Source organism: Streptomyces xiamenensis, assembly GCF_000993785.3.
Classification (GTDB): domain Bacteria; phylum Actinomycetota; class Actinomycetes; order Streptomycetales; family Streptomycetaceae; genus Streptomyces; species Streptomyces xiamenensis.
In genome coordinates this window covers 2177850-2197064 of the sequence record NZ_CP009922.3, presented here as the reverse complement: position 1 = coordinate 2197064, position 19215 = coordinate 2177850, and the positions used below count along the sequence as shown (strand labels likewise).

The window sequence follows — 19215 nt, the reverse complement described above, 5'->3', positions numbered from 1 at the left end:
AGGGAAGTAAGCTCTGACCTGGAAGAACGCACTTTTCCGTGAGAAGGTCACCCGATGGAAACCGCCTCCGGCACGGCCGAGAGCCCCGACCCGGTCCCCGCCCTGGCACGGGAGATCTTCACCGGCGTGGCCGGCAAGTGGGCGCTGCTCATCCTGGAGACGCTCGCCGACCGGACGCTGCGGTTCAGCGAACTCAAGCGTCAGGTTCCCGGCATCAGCCACAAGATGCTCGCCCAGACGCTGCGCGCGCTGGAACGCGACGCGGTGGTGCACCGCACCGTCCACCCCACCGTCCCGCCCAGTGTCGAGTACCGGCTCACCGAGGCGGGGCGCGAACTGCGCGGGACGGTGTTCGGCCTGTGTGCCTGGACCCGCCGCCACTACGCGGAGATCGAGGCCGCGCGCCGCCGCTCCGGGTGAGGCGGTGCGTCAGGCGGCGCCGTTGGCCTCCGCCGCGGCCCGCACCGTGTGCTGGAGCAGCAGCGCGGTGGTCACCGGGCCGACCCCGCCGGGCACCGGGGTGAGCGCCGCGGCCCGCCCGTCGACGGAAGCGGCGTCGATGTCGCCGGTGAGCCCGCCGTCCGGGGTGGGGTTGGTGCCGACATCGACCAGGATCGCGCCGGGGCGGATGTGGTCGGCGGTGATCAGCCCGGGACAGCCGGCCGCCGCCACGACGATGTCGGCGGCGCCGGTGAGCGCGGCCAGGTCCTGGGTACGGGAGTGGGCGACGGTGACCGTCGCGTCCCGGTCCAGGAGCAGCAGGGCAGCCGGCTTGCCGACGACGGTGGAACGGCCGACGACGGCGACACGACGGCCCGCCACCTCGATCCCGTGGGCGTCGAGCACGGCGACGACCGCCTCGGCGGTGGCCGGGGCGAAGGCGGGCAGCCCGGCCGCGAGCCGGCCCAGGGAGAGCGGGTTGGCGCCGTCCACGTCCTTGGCGACCGCGATCTCGGCGGCCAGCTCCTGGGCGCTGGCCCCGGGCGGGAGCGGGGTCTGCAGGATGATGCCGTGGGTGGCGTGGTCGGCGCTGAGCCCGGCCAGCCGGGCGCCGATGTCGGCGGGCGTGGCCCGCGGGCCGAGGTCGGCGATGTCGCAGTGGATGCCGCACTTCTCGGCGGCCCGGGCGATGGACCGGACGTACCAGGCGCTGGACTCGTCGGCGGTCGCCGTGACGACGGCGAGGCGGGGCGGCGTACCGGACGCGGCGAGGCGGGCCGCCTCCGCCGCCGTACGTTCCCGCAGGCGGGCGGCGTACTCGCGGCCGGACAACAGGTCGGTCACGGGGCGATCTCCAGGCGTACGGCGTCGGTGAGCCGGGCGGCGCGGTCGGCGATGTCGTCGACGGTGGCGATGACCGCGGTCAGTTCGGCGCGCAGGGCTTCGTCCTTGATCCCGCCGAGGTTGATCTCGACATTGATCCGGGCGGTGGTGGCGGCGGCCCGGGCCGCCTCGGTGGCGGCGGCGATGTCGGTGATGACGTTGCGGTTGCCGATGGGCAGCAACTCGGTGGCGAGTTCGACGACGGCCCGGGCCAGCCCGACCACCTCGGCCGGCGGCCGGGCGGCACCGGCGAGAGCATGGGCGACGGCCTCGGCCCGCTCGCCCTTGGGCAGCCGGTACGCGTCGATGACGGCGGTGAACGCGGCGGCGTCCTCCTCCCCGACCCGAAGGGCGGCGGAGCGCACCGTATCCGTCCGCGCGATGATCCGCTCGACGGCGTCGCGGTGTTCGGCGTACTTCTCTCCGGTGGTGTAGCGGGCCACCATGCCGAGCAGGGCGGCCCCCTGTGCGGCATGCAAGGCGGCGGCGGCACCCCCGCCGGGCGCGGGCACCCGGTCGGCGAGCTGGGACAGATACTCGGAGATCGTCTGATCACGCACGCTGTGTCCTGAAGTTGAACGCGGAAGCCACATCGGCCAAAGAACCCACCCGAACCCTACGGCGAACCCCGCTCGTGCGTGGTGTCGATGGAGGTACGCAGGCGCGTCGGGCGCTCGGGTCGCGCCGGCCGACTCGCTCCTGCTGGTCCTTCGCGCAGCCACTGGCCGGTAAGAGGCCGGGGTTCGTCCCCGCGCCTGCGGCTCCGTCAGTTCCCGTACAACTCGCGGTAAGCGGGGTAGCGGCCGCCCGGGGTGTCGGTTCCCGTGGCCGCGCGGACGCCCTTGACGATGGCGCGGGTGAGGACGTCGGCGCCGGTGCTGAGGAGTTCGGAGAGGATCAGCGCGCCCTCGATGGGGGTCTCGGGGTCGGGTGGGGTGCCGTCGGGGTGGGTGAGGGGGCGGGTGGCCGTGGCGAGGGTGAAGACGGTGTCGCCGTCGGTCATGAGGTGGACGGGGCGGATGGCCCGGGCCAGTCCGTCGTGCGCGGTGCCGGCGAGTTTCTGGGCCTGGGCGGGGGACAGGCGGGCGTCGGTGGCGATCACGGCGAGGGTGGTGTTCAGCGGGGGCCGGGCGGTGGTGGGGGAGTGGCCGGTGTTGGTGCGGTGGGCCTCGGCGAGCAGGCGGCGGGCCCGCGCGTGCTGGGCCGGGGCCGGCAGCGACTGGCCGGGGTCATCGCCGTAGAACGCGCCGGTGTCGGGGTCGATGGGCGAGCCGGCCGCGTTGACCGCGGCCAGCGCGGCGACGGTGATGCCGTTCGGCAGCACGGCGCTGGCCGTCCCGATCCCTCCCTTGAGCTTGAACCACGCCTCCGGGGGCCCTCCCCCTCCCCCTCCCCCTCCCGCCGCCCCGTTCCCGCTCCGGTGGTGGCTCCGGTGCCCGCGCCGACCGTGCCCATGGCGACGGGCACGCCGGGGCCGGCCTCCTGGGATGCCGCGTGCTCGACGGCGGCGCGGCCCAGGGCCGCGTCCGGTCGGGCGCGCCAGTCGCCGCCCCGGCCCAGGTCGAACAGCACCGCCGCCGGGACGATCGGCACGACCTGACCGGCCTGCGGGCCGATCCGGAAACCCCGGCCGTGCTCCTCCAGCCAGCCGACCACTCCGGACGCGGCGTCCAGTCCGAAGGCGCTGCCGCCCGTCAGCACGACGGCGTCCACCCGTTCCACGAGATTCCGGGGGTCCAGGACATCGGTCTCCCGGGTGCCGGGGCCGCCACCCCGGACATCCACCGCGCCCACCGCGCCGCCCTCCGGGGCCAGCACCACCGTCACACCCGTCAGCCAGCCGTCCCCGACTCGCTGGGCATGACCCACCCGGATGCCGGGTACGTCTGTCAGAGCGTCAGCGGGCCCCGTAGGCCACCTCGGATTACTCATATGAGCAGCATTACCACGCTCCGCAGTGAGCGGGCCAGGCGTACAGCGGTCGTTTAGCCGACGTCAATCGCCTCCCGTCAGGCTGCCGTCATGATGGTGGATCAACATGGCCCGGTCGACGTGCTCAACCACACCCAGCTCCTCGATCAGGGTGAGCGGGCGGCTGTGGCGCTGGCGAAGCTCGGCGTGCGCCCCGGGGACCGGGTCGCCGTCCTGCTCCCCATGTCCCTGGAGTCGGTGGTGGTGACCCTTGCCTGTATCAGACTCGAGGCCCTGCGTCTGACGCTCCCGGTCGGGGACCATCTGGGCTTCATCCGCCATCGCATCCGCACCTCGGGCGCCAGGGTGGTGATAACCGCCGGGAGCTGCTCCGTCGACGGCACCGTCCGGGACGTCAAGTCCGGACTGGACCGCGCCTTATGGGCCTGCCCCGACGTCCACTCCGTCCTGGTGGTGCAGCAACTGGCCAGGCCCGTGCCCTGGACCCCGGGGCGGGATGTGTGGTGGCACGAGGCGCTCGACGCCGGACCGGTCCCGGGCGGACCGTACGCTGGAGTCATGAGCAGCACCCCCGAAAAGCCCGTCGCCCCGTCGACGTCCCGGCCGGTGCCGGCGGCCGCGCCGGCGGCGCTGATCTTCGACGACCCGCTGGAGCGCCGATCCGCCGATGACACCGATCAGGGCTGGGGCGACCGTCCCGCCGAGGACGGCACGCCGGGCGATCTGATCCGGTTCCTGAACGAGAAGCCCCCGCACCACCTGTGAGGCCGTGCGCCCCGGAAGGGGCGTGGGTCAGTCGTCGAGGCGGGCGGTGTCCAGGGCTTCGGTGAGACGGTTCAGCCGCTCCCGCAGCTCGGTCACCTCCGTCAGCGACAGGCCGGTGGCCGTGGCGATCCGCTGCGGGACCCGCAGCGCGGGTTCCCGCAGGGCGGTGCCCTGCTCGGTGAGGCGCACGGTCACCGAGCGCTCGTCCTGCGCGCTGCGCTCGCGGTGTACCAGGCCGGCCGCGTCCAGCCGCTTGAGCAGCGGGGACAGGGTGCCCGATTCCAGGCGCAGCAGTTCGCCGATCCGTTTCACGGGCAGTTCGCCGTGCTCCCACAGCACGAGCATCACCAGATACTGCGGGTAGGTCAGCCCCAGGTCCTTGAGCACCACCCGGTAGACGCTTCCGAACGCGCGCGATGCCGCGTGCAGGGAGAAGCAGATCTGGTGGTGCAGCCGCAGGAAGTCCTCCCCCGGTGGTGGCGGCGGTGGGCCGGGTGAGGGGGTGGTGGGCTCGGTGCTCATGGTGACCACGATACCGGGGGTTCCTTGTCCGCGTTTTAGTTGTGCACAACTTAGTTGTGTGCTTAGGTTGGGAGGTCAGGAGAGCCGGCCATCGGCGAAGTGGATGAGGGAGACCGTCATGGAACCGCTGTACACCGCGATCGCGACCGCCAACGGACGTGAGGGGCGGGCCGTCAGCTCCGACGGTCAGCTCGACCTCACCCTCGCCCCGCCGCCCGCGCTCGGCGGCAGTGGCAAGGGCACCAACCCCGAGCAGCTTTTCGCGGCCGGTTACGCCGCCTGCTTCGCCAGCGCGCTGGGCGCGGTGGGGCGCCAGGAGAAGATCGACACCAGCGAGGTGTCCGTCACCGCCGAGGTCGGTATCGGCAAGGACGGGGTGGGCTTCGGCCTCGCGGTGACGCTGCGCGTCGAACTGCCGGACGCGCTCGCGGGTGAGACCGGGGAGAAGCTGGTGGCCCAGGCGCACCAGGTGTGCCCGTACTCCCGGGCCACCCGGGGCAACATCGACGTGCGGCTCGTCGTCGAGTAGGAGGAGGCGGCCGGGGAGGCCGCCCGCCGTCAGCGGCTGCCGGAACCGCTGCCCGATGCCGGGTCGGTATCCGCGCCGGTGTCCTCCCCGCTCGCGCCGTTCGGGGCGCCGCGCTGGCCGACCAGTGCCGGCGCCCCTTCCGTACCCGCTTCCGTGCCCGCCGCCGCACGCTGGGCGATCAGCTCGTCGCGGATCTCGATGAGGATCTCCAGCTCGGTCTTGGCGACCGGCTCCTCGTGCGGCCCCGCCTTCGCGGCCCGGCGGGCGTTGAAGCGGTTCATCGGCATGATCATCAGGAAGTAGACGACGGCGGCCGTCATCAGGAAGGTCAGCGAGGCGGTCAGCACCGAGCCCCAGCGGATGGCCGCTCCACCCGCCGCGTCGCAGTCCCCCGTCAGGCACAGCTCGTACTTGTCGAGATCCTGCGTCCCGAAGGCGCCGATCAGCGGGTTGATGACGCCCTCGACCACCGACGTCACAATTCCGGTGAACGCGGCGCCGACGACGACCGCCACCGCCAGTTCGATGACATTCCCGCGCATCAGGAATTCTTTGAATCCGCTCAGGATTCCCTTGGTCTCGCTCACTGCACTGTCCTTCTGGAATGTGATCCGCGTCGGACCCCGCACGGTGCACCACAATGGCATTCCGTGTCCAATCGGTTCGAACTACCATCGGGATACCGCCAGTTGTGCTCCGGATGCCGCGCCCGCCAGCTCGGCCGCCGTGGCGGGGGAGACCGAGAGAATCAGCAGCGCGCCACGCTCACCGGGAAAACCCGCCTCACCTGCCGTCTGCTCGGCCGGAACACCGGTGACCTCCGCCCGGTGGGCGACCACTCGGGCCGGGTCCGCCGAACCGGGATCGGCGGCCAGGACATCCACCTCGTCGCCGGGCGCCAGCAGCCGGACCACCTGCGCGTCGGCGATCCGGACCGCCGCCGAGACCCGCTCGGCGGCCGGTGGCGCCTTCGTCGCGGCCGGCGGGCCCTCGCGGGCGTCGGCGACCGTCACCGTCACCGGTTCCCTCCCCGGGGCCGGCGCGTCGCCGGGCAGAGCCATCGCCAGCACGGCAGCCGCCACCGCGAGGCCCGCCGCCCAGCCACGGGCCCGGCCCCGTACCAGCTGCCGCGGCCCGAACCGCCGAACGCGCGGACGCAGCGGTGCGAAGGCCGGCACCACGGAACGGGCCGAGCCGGAGCCGGAGCCGTGGCTGGAGTCGGATCCGGAGAGGGAGACCGGAGAAGGCGGAGCAGCAGAAGTGGAGGGGGCGGGGGAATCGCGTGGGGGTGTTGTGGTCGCTGTCATGCGGCCACTGTGTCCTGCGGCGCGAGACCTCGCCGCAGGCTGGGGAAAACGCCGGGGCTGTGGATAACTCCGTCACCCACACGGGTGGGTCAGGGCAGCTCTATGCCCGGCTCCTGCCCCAGCAGGGCCGTCGCGCACCCGCAATCGCGCTCACCCGTGACGGGCAGCGCGGCCACCGCGTCGAAGAGCACCTCGCGCAGCCGCCCGATGTTCTGGCCGAAGACCTCCAGCACCTCGGCGTGCGAGACGCCCTCGCCGCTCTCCGCCCCCGCGTCCAGATCCGTGACCAGGGTCAGCGAGGTGTAGCAGAGCTCCAGCTCCCGGGCGAGCACCGCCTCCGGGTGGCCGGTCATGCCCACCACGGACCAGCCCTGCGCGGCGTGCCAGCGCGATTCGGCGCGGGTGGAGAAGCGCGGGCCCTCGATCACGCACAGCGTGCCGCTGTCCACCGGCTCCCAGCCCCGCCCGCGGGCGGCGGCCAGCGCCACCCGGCGCCCGGTGGCGCAGTACGGGTCGGAGAACGTCAGGTGCACCACGTTCGGCACCTGGCCGTCCTCGCGCTGCTCGCCGTCGTAGTACGTCTGCGCGCGGCCCTTGGTGCGGTCCACCAGCTGGTCGGGCACCAGCAGCGTGCCGGGCCCGTACTCGGGGCGCAGCCCGCCCACCGCGCACGGGCCGAGTACCTGGCGCACCCCGAGGGAGCGCAGCGCCCACAGGTTCGCCCGGTAGTTGATCCGGTGCGGCGGCAGTCCGTGCTTGCGGCCGTGCCGCGGGAGGAACGCCACCCGGCGGCCGGCGATCTCGCCGAGGAAGAGGGAGTCGCTGGGCGCCCCGTACGGCGTCTCGACCGTGACTTCGGTCACATCGTCCAGGAAGGAGTAGAAACCCGACCCGCCGATGACGCCGATCTCCGCCTCGGCCGCGCTCATGCGGCGGAGGTCGAGCCGGCCGAGGTCGAGGACGACGAGGCCGAGGACGACGAGGACGCGGCGGGCGCCGGGGTGCCGCCGCCCGTCGAGGACCCGGAGGACCCCGCGGAGGGCGCGTCGGAGCCCGACTTCTTCTCGGTCTTGGCGCCGCTGTCCGCCTTCTGGGCCGAGGAGGCCGCCGGGCTGCTGCTCGACGAGCTGTTACGGCTGTCGTTGCGGTAGAAGCCGGAACCCTTGAAGACGATGCCGACCGCCGAGAACACCTTCTTCAGCCGCCCCTGGCAGCTGGGGCACTCGGTGAGCGCGTCATCGGTGAACTTCTGCACCACTTCGAGGCCCTCTTGGCACGCGGTGCACTGATACTGATACGTCGGCACGTGATCCTCCTGGCACTCTTCTCCACCGAGTGCTAACGACGGTCCATCGTGCAACATTCCGGGTACGGAAGTCCACTGCCGACCCCCACCGGTCCCACAACCGCGCTCCTCAGTGCCCGGCGCCGCGCCGTACTCCCGTGCTGCCGCGCCCGCCCAGCCAGCCCACCAGCCGCCCGCCCCGGCTCACCGCGAGCAGCCGCCGTTCCACCTCGTCCCGCACCGGCTCCGTCGCCACCACCAGCAGTTCGTCCCCCTCCCGCAGCACCGCCGACGGGGCCGGTACGAAGCCCGTGCCGCCCCGTACCACCAGCATCACCGCCGCTCCGGCGGGCAGCCGCAGCTCCGCGATCTCCACTCCGGCCATCCGGGACCGCCGCGGCACCGCGCACGTCAGCAGATGCCCGAAGCCACCGAGACGCTCCAGCGGCGTCGACTCGATGTCCAGTTCCACCCCTGCCCCCGCCTCGCCGCCCAGCCGCAGCCGGCGCGCCAGCGCGGGCAGCGTCGGCCCCTGCGCCAGGGTGAAGACCACCACCAGCACGAACACGATGTGGAAGATCCGGTCGCTGTCCGGCACCCCCGCCACCACCGGGATGATCGCCAGCACGATGGGGACGGCACCGCGCAGCCCCGCCCACGACAGCAGCGCCTGTTCCCGCCACCGCTGCCCGAAGGGCGTCGTGCACACCGCCACCGACACCGGCCGCGCCACCAGCGTCAGCACCGCCCCGACCAGCACCGCCGGCCAGAAGTCCCGCAGCAGGTCGGACGGCTCCACCAGCAGCCCCAGCAGCACGAACAGGCCGATCTGCGCCAGCCATGCCAGGGCGTCCGCGAACCCGCGCGTCACCGGCCGGTGCGGCAGCCGCGCGTTGCCCAGCACAAGCCCCGCGACATAGGTGGCCAGGAAGCCGCTGCCGCCCGCCAGCGCGCCCGCCGCGTACGCCAGCACCGTCAGCGCCACCACCGCGATCGGATACAGGCCGGAGGCCGGCAGCGCCACCCGCCGCAGTGCCAGCTCACCCAGCCGCCCCACGGCCAGGCCCACGCCGAGGCCGATCGCCAGCTGAAGCGCCATCAGGGGCACCAGGACGTACCAGGCGTGCCCGCCGCCCGCCCAGCCCCCGCTCCACAGGCCGCCCCCGCCCCCGCCCAGGTCGGAGAAGGCCACCACCAGCAGCACCACCGGCGCGTCGTTGAACCCCGACTCCGCCTCCAGCAGGCCGCTCAGCCGGCGCGGCAGCGGCACCCGGCGCAGGACGGAGAAGACCGCGGCGGCGTCCGTCGAGGACACCACGGCTCCCATCACCAGCGCGGACCGCCACTCCAGGCCCACCAGGTAGTGCGCGCCGACGGCCGTGATGCCCACGCTCAGCGCGACCCCGGCGGTGGCCAGTACGGCGGCGGCCGGGACCGCGGGGCGGATGTCGCGCCAGCGGGTGGACAGGCCGCCCTCCGCCAGGATCACCACCAGCGCCGCGTACCCGAGCACCTGGGTGGTCTCCGGGTCGTGGAAGTCCAGGCCGAGGCCGTCCTGCCCCAGGACGACGCCGATGGCCAGATACAGCAGCAGGGACGGCAGTCCGCTGCGCGAGGTGAGCCGGACGGCGGCGACGGCGACCAGCAGGACCAGGGCGCACAGCAGCAGGAACTCGTTGAGGCGGTCGACCGTCAGCGTCGCGTCCTCTCGTCCTCGTCGCCCCCCGGCCCGGTGCCCGCCCCCGCTCTCGCAGCCGTCGGCGGTTTCCTGGGTCCGCGCGGTTCCCGTGCCTGCCGGGACCCCCGTGACGCCTTGGCCATTTTGCTGATTCGCGCGGATTTCACCCTGCTATGACGCGCGCCCTCGCGGCGGGTGACTCCCCGTAGGCTCACCCCAGTGGCCGTATGTCTATGGTTGCTTCCATCCGCTCACCAGGCCTGTGAAGGACACAGATGCCCGCCAACAAGCCCTCGCGACGCCTCCGTGTGTTCGTGATCGCTGTCGTACTGATCGTCCTCTCCGGATTGGGGTACGGCGCTTTCTGGACCGTGAGCACCGTGCGGGCGTCCTACCCGCAGGTGTCGGGGGAGATAGAAATCGACGGGCTGAACGGCCCGGTCACCGTGCAGCGGGACGGCAACGGCATCCCGCGCCTGTACGCCGACACCGCCGAGGACCTCTTCCGCGCCCAGGGCTATGTGCATGCCCAGGACCGGTTCTGGGAGATGGACGTCCGCCGGCACATGACCTCCGGCCGGCTCTCGGAGATGTTCGGCGAGGGCCAGGTGGAGACGGACGCCTTCCTGCGCACCCTGGGGTGGCGGCAGATCGCGCAGCAGGAGTACGACGAGGAGCTGGCGCCGGAGACCAAGGCGTACCTGGAGGCGTACGCGGAGGGCGTGAACTCGTACCTGGGCACGCGCAGCGGCGCCGAGCTCTCGGTGGAGTACGCGGCGCTCGGTTTCCTCAACGACTACGCGCCCGAACCGTGGGACCCGGTCGATTCGGTGGCCTGGCTGAAGGCCATGGCGTGGGATCTGCGCGGCAACATGGAGGACGAGGTCGACCGCTCGCTGCTCGCCGGGCGGCTGAGCCCCGAGCAGATCGAGGAGCTGTACCCCGGCTACCCGTACGACCGCAACAACCCGATCGTCGAGGCGATCGGCGACCAGGGCGACGGCTCGGGGACCGCCGGCGACGGTACGGCCGATGGTTCGGCCGACGGGTCCTCCGCCGATGACGCGGTGGGCGGAGTGGGGACGCAGCTGGGCGCGCTCGCCGCGACTCTGGACGAGATCCCGGCGCTGCTGGGCCCGGCGGGTCCCGGCATCGGCTCCAACTCGTGGGTGGTGTCCGGTGAGTACACGACGACCGGGCTGCCGCTGCTGGCGAACGACCCGCACCTGGGCCCCTCGCTGCCCTCGGTCTGGTACCAGATGGGCCTGTACTGCAACGAGGTGACGGCCGAGTGCCCGTTCGAGGTGTCCGGGTTCTCCTTCTCCGGGATGCCGGGCGTGGTCATCGGCCACAACGAGGACATCGCCTGGGGCTTCACCAACCTCGGCGCGGACGTGACCGATCTGCGGCTGGAAAAGCTCAACGACGGCAACTATCTGCGCGACGGTGAGCAGAAGCCGTACGAGACCCGCACCGAGCTGATCAAGGTGGCGGGCGGTGAGGACCGCGAGATCACCGTGCGGTCCACCGAGAACGGCCCGATCGTCTCCGACCGGCACGACGACTTCGCCGAGACCGGCCAGACCGCGCCGGTGGACGCCGGCGCCCCGGACCGCGGCAACGGCTACGCCGTCTCGCTGAGCTGGACCGCGCTGGAGCCGGCCAACACCATGGACGCCGTCTTCGGCCTCAACACCGCCACCGACTTCGACGCCTTCCGGGCCGCCGCCGCCGACTTCGCCGTCCCGGCCCAGAACATGATCTACGCCGACACCTCCGGCAACATCGGCTACCAGGCGCCCGGCCGGATCCCGGTGCGCGGCGAGGGCGACGGCCGCTACCCGGCGCCCGGCTGGGACCCGGCGTACGACTGGACCGGCTACGTGCCCTTCGAGGAACTGCCCTGGGAGCTGAACCCGGAGCGCGGCTACATCGTCACCGCCAACCAGGCGGTCATCGACCCGGCGTCCTACGAGCACTTCCTCACCGAGGACTGGAGCTACGGCACGCGCAGCCAGCGGATCGAGGATCTGCTGGTGTCGAAGATCGAGGACGGCGGCAAGATCTCGATGGGCGACATGCAGTCCATCCAGATCGACAACAGCAACGAGATGGCCCGCGTCCTGGTGCCCTACCTGCTGGACATCGAGATCTCCGACCCCTACGTCCGCGAGGCGCAGGAGCTGCTGGAGGGCTGGGACTACAGCCAGGACTCCGACTCGGCCGCCGCCGCGTACTACAACGCGGTGTGGGCCAACACGCTCCAGCTCGCCTTCGGCCACAAGCTCCCCAAGGAGCTGCGGGTGGAGGGCCAGTGCCTGCGGGTGCGCCCGGCGGACGACTCGGCGCCGCTGGAGGACGCCAACGGCCAGGCGCTGTTCGACACGGAGTGCGGCGAGCGCTCCCCGGACTCGGCGTGGCCGGACGGCGGGGACCGCTGGTTCGAGGTGGTGCGCGTCCTGATCGAGGAGCCGGACAGCGACTGGTGGACGACCCCGGCCACCCGCACCGAGCCGGCCGCCACCGACCGCGACGAGCTGCTGGCGCGGGCGATGCGCGATGCCCGCTGGGAGCTGACCGCGAAGCTGGGCAAGGACATCGACACCTGGAGCTGGGGCCGGCTGCACCAGCTGACCCTCACCAATCAGACCCTCGGTGAGGAGGGCCCGGGCCCGCTGCGCTGGATGCTCAACCGCGGCCCGTGGAACCTGTCGGGCGGCGCGGACGCCGTCAACGCCACCGCGTGGAACGCGGCGGGCGGCTACGAGACGACGTGGGTGCCCTCCATGCGGATGATCGTGTCGCTCGCCGACTTCGACGAGTCGCTGTGGATCAACCTGTCGGGCGCCTCGGGGCACGCGTACCACGAGCACTACACCGACCAGACGGGGATGTGGGCGCGGGGCGAGTTCCTGCCCTGGCCCTCCAGCGCCGAGGCGGTCGCGGAACGCACCCGGGACACCCTCACGCTGACCCCGGGCGGCGCCCGCGAGGACACGGGCGAGGACGCCGGGGACGAGTAACGGCGCCAGCGGACGGGGCGGGGCCGGTACGTCGTACGTACCGGCCCCGCCCCGCCGTCGTGTCGGCCCGCTCCACCCCGCTCAGCGAGGGAAGCGGTGCACTCCCTCGGGGGTGACCGCCACCCGTACCGGGCGGTCGTGCGGCTCCACCGGCAGCCGTCCGACCACCTCGTGCCCGTACAGCAGCACCACCGGCGCCGGATCCGCCCCGGCTGCCGCCAGCCGGGCCAGCACCCGGTCGTAGCTGCCGCCGCCGCGCCCCATCCGCACCCCGTGCGCGTCCACCGCGAGCCCCGGCAGCAGCACCACGTCCGCGTCCAGCACCGCCTCGCGGCCCAGCCGCTCCCCGCCCGGCTCCCGCAGCCGCATCCGGCCGCCGCGCTCCGTCTCCACCAGCGCGCCGGGCCCCTCGTACACGCCCCAGTCCAGGTCGTCGTCCGCCAGCAGCACCGGCAGCAGCACCCGCACGCCGCGCTCGCGCAGCGCGTCCAGCAGCGCCCCGGTGCCCGGCTCGTGGCCCACCGACACATACGCGGCGACCGTGCGCGCCGTGGCCAGCTCCGGCAGGCCCAGGGCGCGGTCGGCCAGCGCCACGGCGGCCTGCGCGACCTCCTCGTCGCTCAGCGCGGCCCGTACCGCCAGCAGATCGCGGCGCACCGCCCGTTTGCCGTCGGCCGTGGCCCCTGCGACATGATCCATTTCGTCATCCTCGCGTAAAGGGTCCAAGCACACTAGCTGGATAAAGTGACGGGCATGACATCACCTCGCCCCCGGATCAGCAAGGCTGTCATCGCTGCCGCCGGGCTCGGGACCCGGTTCCTCCCCGCCACCAAGGCCACCCCCAAGGAAATGCTGCCGGTGGTCGACCAGCCGGCCATCCAGTACGTGGTGGAGGAAGCCACCAGCGCGGGCCTCACCGACGTGCTGATGATCACCGGGCGCAACAAACGTCCCCTGGAAGACCACTTCGACCGCAACTACGAGCTGGAGGACGCGCTGCGCCGCAAGGGCGACCTCGACCGGCTCTCCCGGGTCCAGGAGTCCACCGCCCTGGCCACCATGCACTACGTCCGCCAGGGCGACCCCAAGGGCCTGGGGCACGCCGTACTGTGCGCCGCCCCGCACGTCGGCGACCAGCCCTTCGCCGTCCTGCTGGGCGACGACCTCATCGACCCGCGCGACCCGCTGCTCACCCGGATGACCGCCGTCCAGGAGGAGCGCGGCGGCTCCGTCATCGCGCTGATGGAGGTCGACCCCTCCCAGATCCACCTCTACGGCTGCGCCGCCGTCGAATCCACCGGGCAGGACGGCGTGCACCGCGTCACCGACCTGGTGGAAAAGCCCGACCGGGCCGACGCCCCCAGCAACCTCGCCGTCATCGGCCGCTACGTCCTGGACCCCGGCGTCTTCGAGGTGCTGCGCGAGACCCCGCCGGGCCGCGGCGGCGAGATCCAGCTGACCGACGCCCTCCAGACGATGGCCACCTCCGACGTGAGCGGCGGCCCGGTGTACGGGGTGGTCTTCAAGGGCCGCCGCTACGACACGGGCGACCGCGCCGACTATCTGCGCACCATCGTCCGGCTGGCGTGCGAACGTGAGGACCTCGGGCCCGAGTTCCGGGCCTGGCTGAAGACCTATGTCAACGAGGAGATGCGGGCACTTGAGTGACCTGTGGTCGGTCGATGACCACCTTGCCGACATCCTGCGCGCGATCCGCCCGCTGGACCCGATCGCCCTCCCGCTGCTGGAGGCCGACGGCTGCGTCCTGACCGAGGACGTGACCGTACCCACCGCGCTCCCGCCCTTCGACAACAGCTCCATGGACGGGTACGCGGTGCGCTGCGCCGATGTGGCCGCCGCGACGACGGAGCGACCGGTGGCGCTCACCGTGACCGGCGACATCGCGGCCGGCAGCGGCGAACCGCCCACGCTCCGGCCCGGGCAGGCGCTGCGCATCATGACCGGCGCGCCGCTGCCGCCCGGCGCCGAGGCCGTGGTGCCGGTGGAGTGGACGGACGGCGGCCTCGGCGGCGGCCCCGTCCGCGCGATGCCCGCCGGGCAGGTACGCGGTGGGGAGAGAGTTCGCGTGCACCGCCCCGCCGAGCGCGGCGCGCACATCAGGGAGCGCGGCTCGGACGCCGCCGCCGGGGCGCTGGCGCTGCCCGCCGGCACCGTGCTCGGGCCGCCGCAACTGGGCCTGCTGGCCGCGGTCGGCCGGGCCTCCGTGGAAGTACGGCCGCGCCCGCGCGTCGTGGTGCTGTCCACGGGGAGCGAACTCGTCCCGCCCGGCACCGCCCTGCGCCCCGGGCAGATCCACGACTCCAACAGCTTCACGCTGACCGCCGCGGCACGGGCCGCCGGGGCCGCCGCGTACCGGGCCGCCACCGTCGCGGACGACCCCGAGCGGCTGCGCGCCGCCCTGGAGGACCAGCTCTCGCGCGCCGACCTCGTCATCACCAGCGGCGGGGTGAGCGTGGGCGCCTACGACGTGGTGAAGGAAGCGCTGCGCGGCAGCGTGGAGTTCCGGCGCCTCGCGATGCAGCCGGGCAAACCGCAGGGCTTCGGCCTGGTGGGCAAGCAGCGCATCCCGCTGCTGGCGCTGCCGGGCAACCCGGTCAGCTCGTACGTGTCCTTCGAGCTGTTCGTGCGCCCCGCGCTGCGCGCCCTGGCCGGACACCCGCAGGTCGAGCGGGCCCGGGTGCGGGCCCGCCTGGAGTGCGACGAGCCGCTGGTCTCCCCGGCGGGGCGCCGCCAGTACCTGCGCGGCAGCTACACGCCGCCCGCACCCGGCGAACGCCTGGGCACCGTCCGGCCGGTGGGCGGCGCGTCCTCGCACCTGCTGGCGGCGCTGGCCCGCGCGGACGCGCTGATCGAGATCCCGGAGGCGGCCACCGGCGCCGCCTCGGGGGCGGAGCTGACGGTGGTGCCGCTGGGCGGTGGGGCGCAGGAGTACGGTAGCTCCTCATGAGCAGCCCTCACCTGACCCATCTGGACGCCTCGGGCGCGGCCCGGATGGTGGACGTCTCGGCCAAGGACATCACCGCACGGACGGCGCGGGCCGTCGGACGGGTACGGGTGGCGCCCGCCGTGGTGGAGCTGCTGCGCGGCGCGGGGGTGCCCAAGGGCGACGCGCTGGCGGTGGCCCGCGTCGCGGGCATCATGGGCGCCAAGCGCACCCCGGAACTCATCCCGCTGTGCCACCCGCTGGCCCTGTCGGGGGTCAAAGTGGAGCTGACGGTGGCCGACGACGCGGTGGAGATCGCGGCGACAGTGCGCACCACGGACCGTACGGGGGTGGAGATGGAGGCGCTGACGGCGGTGTCGGTGGCGGCGCTGACCGTGGTGGACATGGTCAAGGCCGTGGACCCGGGCGCCGTCATCGACGGGGTACGGGTCGAGGAGAAGACCGGCGGTAAGTCCGGGCGCTGGAGCCGCGCCGAATGAGCGGCGGGCAGGGGGAACCGGGGTACCGGGCGCTGGCGGTGACCGCGTCCAACCGGGCCTCGGCCGGGATCTACCCGGACCGGGGCGGGCCGCTGCTGGTGGCGGCGCTGCGCGAGTGGGGTTTCACGACCGAGGGCCCGCAGGTGGTGCCGGACGGCGAGCCGGTGGCGGCGGCGCTGCGGGCGGCGGTGGCAGCCGGGTACGACGTGGTGCTGACCACGGGCGGCACCGGGCTGACGCCGGGGGACCGTACCCCCGAGGCCACCCGTTCGGTGATCGACTTCGAGGTGCCGGGCATCGCGGAGGCGATCCGGGCGGCGGGGCTGGCGAAGGTGCCCACGGCGGCGCTGTCGCGCGGTGTCGCCGGGGTGGCGGGCCGGACGCTGATCGTCAATCTGCCGGGCTCGACCGGCGGGGTACGGGACGGTCTTGCGGTGCTGGCGCCGCTGGCCCGGCACGCGGTGGACCAGCTGCGCGGCGGCGATCACCAGCCGTGAGCATTCCCTGGCCCGTGGAACTGCGGGACGGCGAGGTGGGGCTGCGGCCCATCCGCCAGCGTGATCAGCGGAGCTGGCGCGAGGTCAACCAGCGCAACCGGGAGTGGCTGCGGCCGTGGGAGGCGACGATCCCGCCCCCGCCGCCGGGGCATCTGCCCGGGCACCGGCCGACGTACCGGCAGATGGTCCGGCACCTGCGGGCCGAGGCGCACGCGGGGCGGATGCTCCCCTTCGTGGTGCTGTACCAGGGGCGGCTGGCCGGGCAGTTGACGGTGGCGGGAATCACCTGGGGGTCGATGTGCTCGGCGCACCTCGGGTACTGGATCGACCAGGACGTGGCCGGGCGCGGGGTGATGCCGGCGGCGGTGGCGATGGCCACGGATCACTGTTTCCGGTCGGTGGGGCTGCACCGGGTGGAGATCTGCATCCGGCCGGAGAACATGCCCTCGCGGCGGGTGGTGGAGAAGCTGGGATTCCGCGAGGAGGGGATGCGGCCGCGCTATCTCCACATCGACGGAGCGTGGCGGGACCATCTGATTTTCGCGTTGACGGCGGACGAGGTGCCGGAAGGGCTGGTCGAGCGCTGGCACCGGCGGGGCAGTCATCGACAGACCAACAATTAGAACGCGTATTCGGATAAGCCTTAACTCATCCATAAAATCCGAAGAAATGCCCGGTATGAGCCCCAGATCGTGCGACACACCGCGCTATTTGGCAGATGGACTCATGCAAACCCCTCTACCGTGTGAGCGTGAGCAGCAGTGGCCTCATCTTCGCAATGATCGTCGGGGCCTGGGCCGCGTACCTCGTGCCCATGTGGCTCCGCAGACAGGACGAGCTGAACGAGGCCCGTCCCACGGAACGCTTCAGCACCGCGATCCGGCTGCTGTCCGGCCGCGCGGCACTGGAGCGGCGCGCCGCCCGGCGTGCTGCGGAGGGGGACGCGACGCCAGGGGACCGCGACGCCGACCTGCGCGCGTACGCCGAACCGGTGACCGCGCTCGCCGCTCCGGAGCCCGCTCCGGCCCTGGAGCAGGTGCCCGAACCGGAGGCCGAACCCGAACCGGAACCCGTGACCGCCGCCCGGGCGAAGGTGTTGGCGCGCCGGCGGCGTACCACGATGGTGTTGTTCGTGGCCTTCGCCGGGAGCGGCATCTTCGCGCTGAGCGCCGGGGGCGGCTCCCTGTGGATCCCGGCGATCCCCGGGATGCTGCTGAGCGTGTACATCATCAACGTGCGGGCGCAGGAGCGCCGCCGGTACGCGGTCGCCATGGACCGCCGCCGCGCCGAGGACGCCGCCAGGCGGCTGCGCGAACGCACCCAGGCGAGCGCGGTTGCCCGCCCCGAGCAGCCCTCGCGGGCCGTGGTGGAGCAGACCGACCACGCCGAATGGGTGGACCAGCAGCGCCGCAGGGGCCCGGCCCCCGACGACGAGCCGACCGGCTGGGAGCCGGCCCCGGTACCGCTGCCCACGTATGTCAGCGCCCCGGTCGCCCCGCGCACCACGCGGGGCGTCGACCTGGATGCCCCCGGCACCTGGAGCGCAGCCCGCTCGACGCCCGCCCAGCAGCCCCCGCAGCAGGGCCAGCAGCCCCCCGTCCCCGGGGCCGCGGGCGGGCAGCCGGGGCCGCAGCGCACCCCGCTGTTCGACCAGTTCGAGGAGGACGACCACCCCCGGGCGGCCGGCGAATGACCACGGATTTCGGGCCGCCCGGGGACGGGTGCTAGAGTTTCTCTCGTTGCAAGGGCCTGTAGCGCAGCCTGGTAGCGCATCTCGTTCGCAACGAGGGGGTCAGGGGTTCAAATCCCCTCAGGTCCACAACAAGGGCCGTTCCCAAGACCAGGTGGAACGGACAGGCGAAAGCCCCCGTCGAGTCAATCGACGGGGGCTTTCGCGTTGCCGTGCGGCAGTGACGTCGGCGGGACGGTCCGCACCCGGAATCCACGTCCGGTTCACCGGGCCCACCGAACCTCTCGCCCGGCAGCGCAGCTGCCCGCTCGCGTCGGTTCCGGCGCGGGCAAACTGTGAGGTGAAGGCCACGGACTTGGGGAGACACCCCTTTCGATCCTCAACTCCGCCCCTGAACTGGTGTGTCAGTCGGCGGGGAGTTGGTAGGCGAGGACGTAGGCGTCGGCGGCCATGACGGTGTCGCAGACCTCTACGGGCCGTGCCGCGGTGTCGAAGGCGGTGCGGATGAGGTGGATGACGGGCACACCCGGGGCGAGTTCCAGGGCCCTGACCTCGTGCGGGCTGGGCATCCGGGCCCGGATCTCCTCGTCGAAGTGATCAAGCGTGTGTCCCGATTCCTCAAGCCGGGCGTAGACGCCGCCGGGGCCCGGGTTGGGTTCGGCGATCGGGGTGCCCTGGGCGATGTCGAGGGGAAGGTAGGAGGTGGTGACCTCCACGGGCCGCCCGTCCAGAAGGTAGCGCCGTCGCCGGGCGAGGACCCGGCGTGGCCCGTCCAGCCTGGCGGAGACATCGGGTGAGGGCCGTTCTTCCCTGAGCTCCAGGCTGTCCATCTCGGGCCGGCTGCCCGCTGCCTCCGCTTCGACGGTGAAGGCGGACTTGCCCGCGTCCCGGTGCCGGCGCGCGAACCGGTCGGAGGCGAGACGCCGTACGGGAGGGCGGGGCCGGACGAAGACACCCTTGCCGTGCTCGGCGCGGACGAGACCTTCGCCCTGCAGGACGCCGAGGGCGTTGCGGACGGTCATCCGGGATACGCCGTAGTGCTCGACGAGTTCGGCTTCGGAGGGCAGCTTGGCTCCCTCGGTGAATCGCCCTGTGGTGATCGCGTCGCGGATCTGGTCGGCGATCTGGCGGAACACCGCCCGGTCGCTGGTGGGGTCCAGGGTGCCCAGCGCGCCGGAGGGGAGGGTGGCCATTGCGGATGTACTCCTTTAGATATCTAG

At 73.0% G+C, this 19215-nt stretch carries 20 protein-coding genes, 1 tRNA gene and 1 pseudogene; 11 read left to right on the top strand and 11 right to left on the bottom strand.

Annotated features, from left to right (window positions below):
- Window positions 1-54 precede the first annotated feature (54 nt).
- Window positions 55-420 (top strand): winged helix-turn-helix transcriptional regulator, encoded by a 366-nt coding sequence (locus SXIM_RS09925; protein ID WP_030736129.1) that lies wholly within the window; start codon window positions 55-57, stop codon window positions 418-420.
- A 9-nt stretch (window positions 421-429) separates the two neighbouring features.
- Here the strand turns inward: SXIM_RS09925 and SXIM_RS09920 are convergent, their stop codons facing one another.
- The 3 genes and pseudogenes from SXIM_RS09920 to SXIM_RS09910 all read right to left on the bottom strand — a co-directional run bounded on the left by SXIM_RS09920 (window position 430) and on the right by SXIM_RS09910 (window position 3255).
- Window positions 430-1284: a bifunctional 5,10-methylenetetrahydrofolate dehydrogenase/5,10-methenyltetrahydrofolate cyclohydrolase gene (locus SXIM_RS09920; RefSeq protein WP_030736127.1), complete on the bottom strand. Its 855-nt coding sequence runs from the start codon at window positions 1282-1284 to the stop codon at window positions 430-432.
- Entirely contained in the window at window positions 1281-1883 is a 603-nt protein-coding gene (locus tag SXIM_RS09915; RefSeq protein ID WP_030736125.1) for a cyclodeaminase/cyclohydrolase family protein, read from the bottom strand. The genes SXIM_RS09920 and SXIM_RS09915 overlap by 4 nt, the downstream gene beginning before the upstream one ends.
- 206 nt (window positions 1884-2089) lie before the next feature.
- Window positions 2090-3255: pseudogene (locus SXIM_RS09910) on the bottom strand (P1 family peptidase).
- A gap of 90 nt (window positions 3256-3345) precedes the next feature.
- On the opposite strand from SXIM_RS09910, the gene SXIM_RS28030 reads away from it, so the two are divergent.
- Window positions 3346-4020, top strand: coding sequence for an AMP-binding protein (locus SXIM_RS28030; RefSeq protein ID WP_234306947.1), 675 nt, complete (start codon window positions 3346-3348; stop codon window positions 4018-4020).
- 27 nt (window positions 4021-4047) lie between these two features.
- Here SXIM_RS28030 and SXIM_RS09900 read toward each other — a convergent pair whose 3' ends face one another.
- Window positions 4048-4542, bottom strand: a complete 495-nt coding sequence (locus SXIM_RS09900) for a MarR family winged helix-turn-helix transcriptional regulator (RefSeq protein WP_030736115.1) — start codon at window positions 4540-4542, stop codon at window positions 4048-4050.
- Between the two features lie 118 nt (window positions 4543-4660).
- Here SXIM_RS09900 and SXIM_RS09895 point away from each other — a divergent pair, with 118 nt between their 5' ends.
- Window positions 4661-5071, top strand: coding sequence for an organic hydroperoxide resistance protein (locus SXIM_RS09895; protein WP_030736113.1), 411 nt, complete (start codon window positions 4661-4663; stop codon window positions 5069-5071).
- Between the two features lie 29 nt (window positions 5072-5100).
- Here the strand turns inward: SXIM_RS09895 and mscL are convergent, their stop codons facing one another.
- The 5 genes from mscL to SXIM_RS09870 form a co-directional block, all read right to left on the bottom strand.
- Complete coding sequence (gene mscL / locus SXIM_RS09890) at window positions 5101-5658, bottom strand: large conductance mechanosensitive channel protein MscL (protein ID WP_046723686.1); 558 nt, start codon at window positions 5656-5658, stop codon at window positions 5101-5103.
- Window positions 5659-5739: 81 nt separating this feature from the next.
- A complete protein-coding gene (locus SXIM_RS09885; RefSeq protein ID WP_246156864.1) occupies window positions 5740-6378 on the bottom strand; it encodes a hypothetical protein in 639 nt (212 codons plus the stop codon).
- 89 nt (window positions 6379-6467) lie between these two features.
- Complete coding sequence (locus tag SXIM_RS09880) at window positions 6468-7307, bottom strand: S-methyl-5'-thioadenosine phosphorylase (protein ID WP_030736103.1); 840 nt, start codon at window positions 7305-7307, stop codon at window positions 6468-6470.
- Entirely contained in the window at window positions 7304-7684 is a 381-nt protein-coding gene (locus SXIM_RS09875) for an FmdB family zinc ribbon protein (RefSeq protein ID WP_030736099.1), read from the bottom strand. Before SXIM_RS09875 ends, SXIM_RS09880 begins: the two co-directional genes overlap by 4 nt.
- Window positions 7685-7793: 109 nt before the next feature.
- Complete coding sequence (locus SXIM_RS09870) at window positions 7794-9359, bottom strand: potassium/proton antiporter (RefSeq protein ID WP_046723685.1); 1566 nt, start codon at window positions 9357-9359, stop codon at window positions 7794-7796.
- A 257-nt stretch (window positions 9360-9616) separates the two neighbouring features.
- On the opposite strand from SXIM_RS09870, the gene SXIM_RS09865 reads away from it, so the two are divergent.
- Window positions 9617-12364, top strand: a complete 2748-nt coding sequence (locus SXIM_RS09865) for a penicillin acylase family protein (RefSeq protein WP_046723684.1) — start codon at window positions 9617-9619, stop codon at window positions 12362-12364.
- Window positions 12365-12445: 81 nt separating this feature from the next.
- On the opposite strand, the gene SXIM_RS09860 is transcribed toward SXIM_RS09865, so the two are convergent.
- Window positions 12446-13063 (bottom strand): 5-formyltetrahydrofolate cyclo-ligase, encoded by a 618-nt coding sequence (locus SXIM_RS09860; RefSeq protein ID WP_030736087.1) that lies wholly within the window; start codon window positions 13061-13063, stop codon window positions 12446-12448.
- 54 nt (window positions 13064-13117) lie between these two features.
- Between SXIM_RS09860 and galU the strand changes: the two genes are divergently transcribed.
- The 7 genes from galU (at window position 13118) to SXIM_RS09825 (ending at window position 18124) form a co-directional block, all read left to right on the top strand.
- Window positions 13118-14032: a UTP--glucose-1-phosphate uridylyltransferase GalU gene (gene galU / locus SXIM_RS09855; RefSeq protein ID WP_030736084.1), complete on the top strand. Its 915-nt coding sequence runs from the start codon at window positions 13118-13120 to the stop codon at window positions 14030-14032.
- Complete coding sequence (gene glp, locus SXIM_RS09850) at window positions 14025-15332, top strand: molybdotransferase-like divisome protein Glp (RefSeq protein ID WP_046723680.1); 1308 nt, start codon at window positions 14025-14027, stop codon at window positions 15330-15332. Before galU ends, glp begins: the two co-directional genes overlap by 8 nt.
- Window positions 15329-15808, top strand: coding sequence for a cyclic pyranopterin monophosphate synthase MoaC (gene moaC / locus SXIM_RS09845; protein ID WP_046723677.1), 480 nt, complete (start codon window positions 15329-15331; stop codon window positions 15806-15808). Before glp ends, moaC begins: the two co-directional genes overlap by 4 nt.
- Window positions 15805-16305, top strand: coding sequence for a MogA/MoaB family molybdenum cofactor biosynthesis protein (locus SXIM_RS09840; RefSeq protein ID WP_030736076.1), 501 nt, complete (start codon window positions 15805-15807; stop codon window positions 16303-16305). Before moaC ends, SXIM_RS09840 begins: the two co-directional genes overlap by 4 nt.
- On the top strand, window positions 16302-16928 hold the full coding sequence (locus SXIM_RS09835) for a GNAT family N-acetyltransferase (protein ID WP_078846881.1): 627 nt from the start codon (window positions 16302-16304) through the stop codon (window positions 16926-16928). The genes SXIM_RS09840 and SXIM_RS09835 overlap by 4 nt, the downstream gene beginning before the upstream one ends.
- 128 nt (window positions 16929-17056) lie before the next feature.
- The gene (sepX, locus tag SXIM_RS09830) at window positions 17057-17998 is read left to right on the top strand and encodes a divisome protein SepX/GlpR (RefSeq protein ID WP_030736070.1); all 942 of its coding nucleotides are present in this window, start codon (window positions 17057-17059) and stop codon (window positions 17996-17998) included.
- Between the two features lie 52 nt (window positions 17999-18050).
- Window positions 18051-18124, top strand: a tRNA-Ala gene (locus SXIM_RS09825).
- A gap of 275 nt (window positions 18125-18399) precedes the next feature.
- Here the strand turns inward: SXIM_RS09825 and SXIM_RS09820 are convergent.
- Entirely contained in the window at window positions 18400-19188 is a 789-nt protein-coding gene (locus SXIM_RS09820; protein WP_046723675.1) for a GntR family transcriptional regulator, read from the bottom strand.
- Window positions 19189-19215 lie beyond the last annotated feature (27 nt).

What these genes read in the sequence shown, in the direction of transcription:
- SXIM_RS09925 (WP_030736129.1), top strand. Translation starts at nt 55, where the DNA reads ATGGAAACCGCCTCCGGCACGGCCGAGAGCCCCGACCCGGTCCCCGCC.
- SXIM_RS28030 (WP_234306947.1), top strand. Translation starts at nt 3,346, where the DNA reads ATGATGGTGGATCAACATGGCCCGGTCGACGTGCTCAACCACACCCAG.
- SXIM_RS09900 (WP_030736115.1), bottom strand. Translation starts at nt 4,542, where the DNA reads ATGAGCACCGAGCCCACCACCCCCTCACCCGGCCCACCGCCGCCACCA.
- SXIM_RS09895 (WP_030736113.1), top strand. Translation starts at nt 4,661, where the DNA reads ATGGAACCGCTGTACACCGCGATCGCGACCGCCAACGGACGTGAGGGG.
- SXIM_RS09885 (WP_246156864.1), bottom strand. Translation starts at nt 6,378, where the DNA reads ATGACAGCGACCACAACACCCCCACGCGATTCCCCCGCCCCCTCCACT.
- SXIM_RS09880 (WP_030736103.1), bottom strand. Translation starts at nt 7,307, where the DNA reads ATGAGCGCGGCCGAGGCGGAGATCGGCGTCATCGGCGGGTCGGGTTTC.
- SXIM_RS09865 (WP_046723684.1), top strand. Translation starts at nt 9,617, where the DNA reads ATGCCCGCCAACAAGCCCTCGCGACGCCTCCGTGTGTTCGTGATCGCT.
- SXIM_RS09860 (WP_030736087.1), bottom strand. Translation starts at nt 13,063, where the DNA reads ATGGATCATGTCGCAGGGGCCACGGCCGACGGCAAACGGGCGGTGCGC.
- galU (WP_030736084.1), top strand. Translation starts at nt 13,118, where the DNA reads ATGACATCACCTCGCCCCCGGATCAGCAAGGCTGTCATCGCTGCCGCC.
- moaC (WP_046723677.1), top strand. Translation starts at nt 15,329, where the DNA reads ATGAGCAGCCCTCACCTGACCCATCTGGACGCCTCGGGCGCGGCCCGG.
- SXIM_RS09840 (WP_030736076.1), top strand. Translation starts at nt 15,805, where the DNA reads ATGAGCGGCGGGCAGGGGGAACCGGGGTACCGGGCGCTGGCGGTGACC.
- SXIM_RS09820 (WP_046723675.1), bottom strand. Translation starts at nt 19,188, where the DNA reads ATGGCCACCCTCCCCTCCGGCGCGCTGGGCACCCTGGACCCCACCAGC.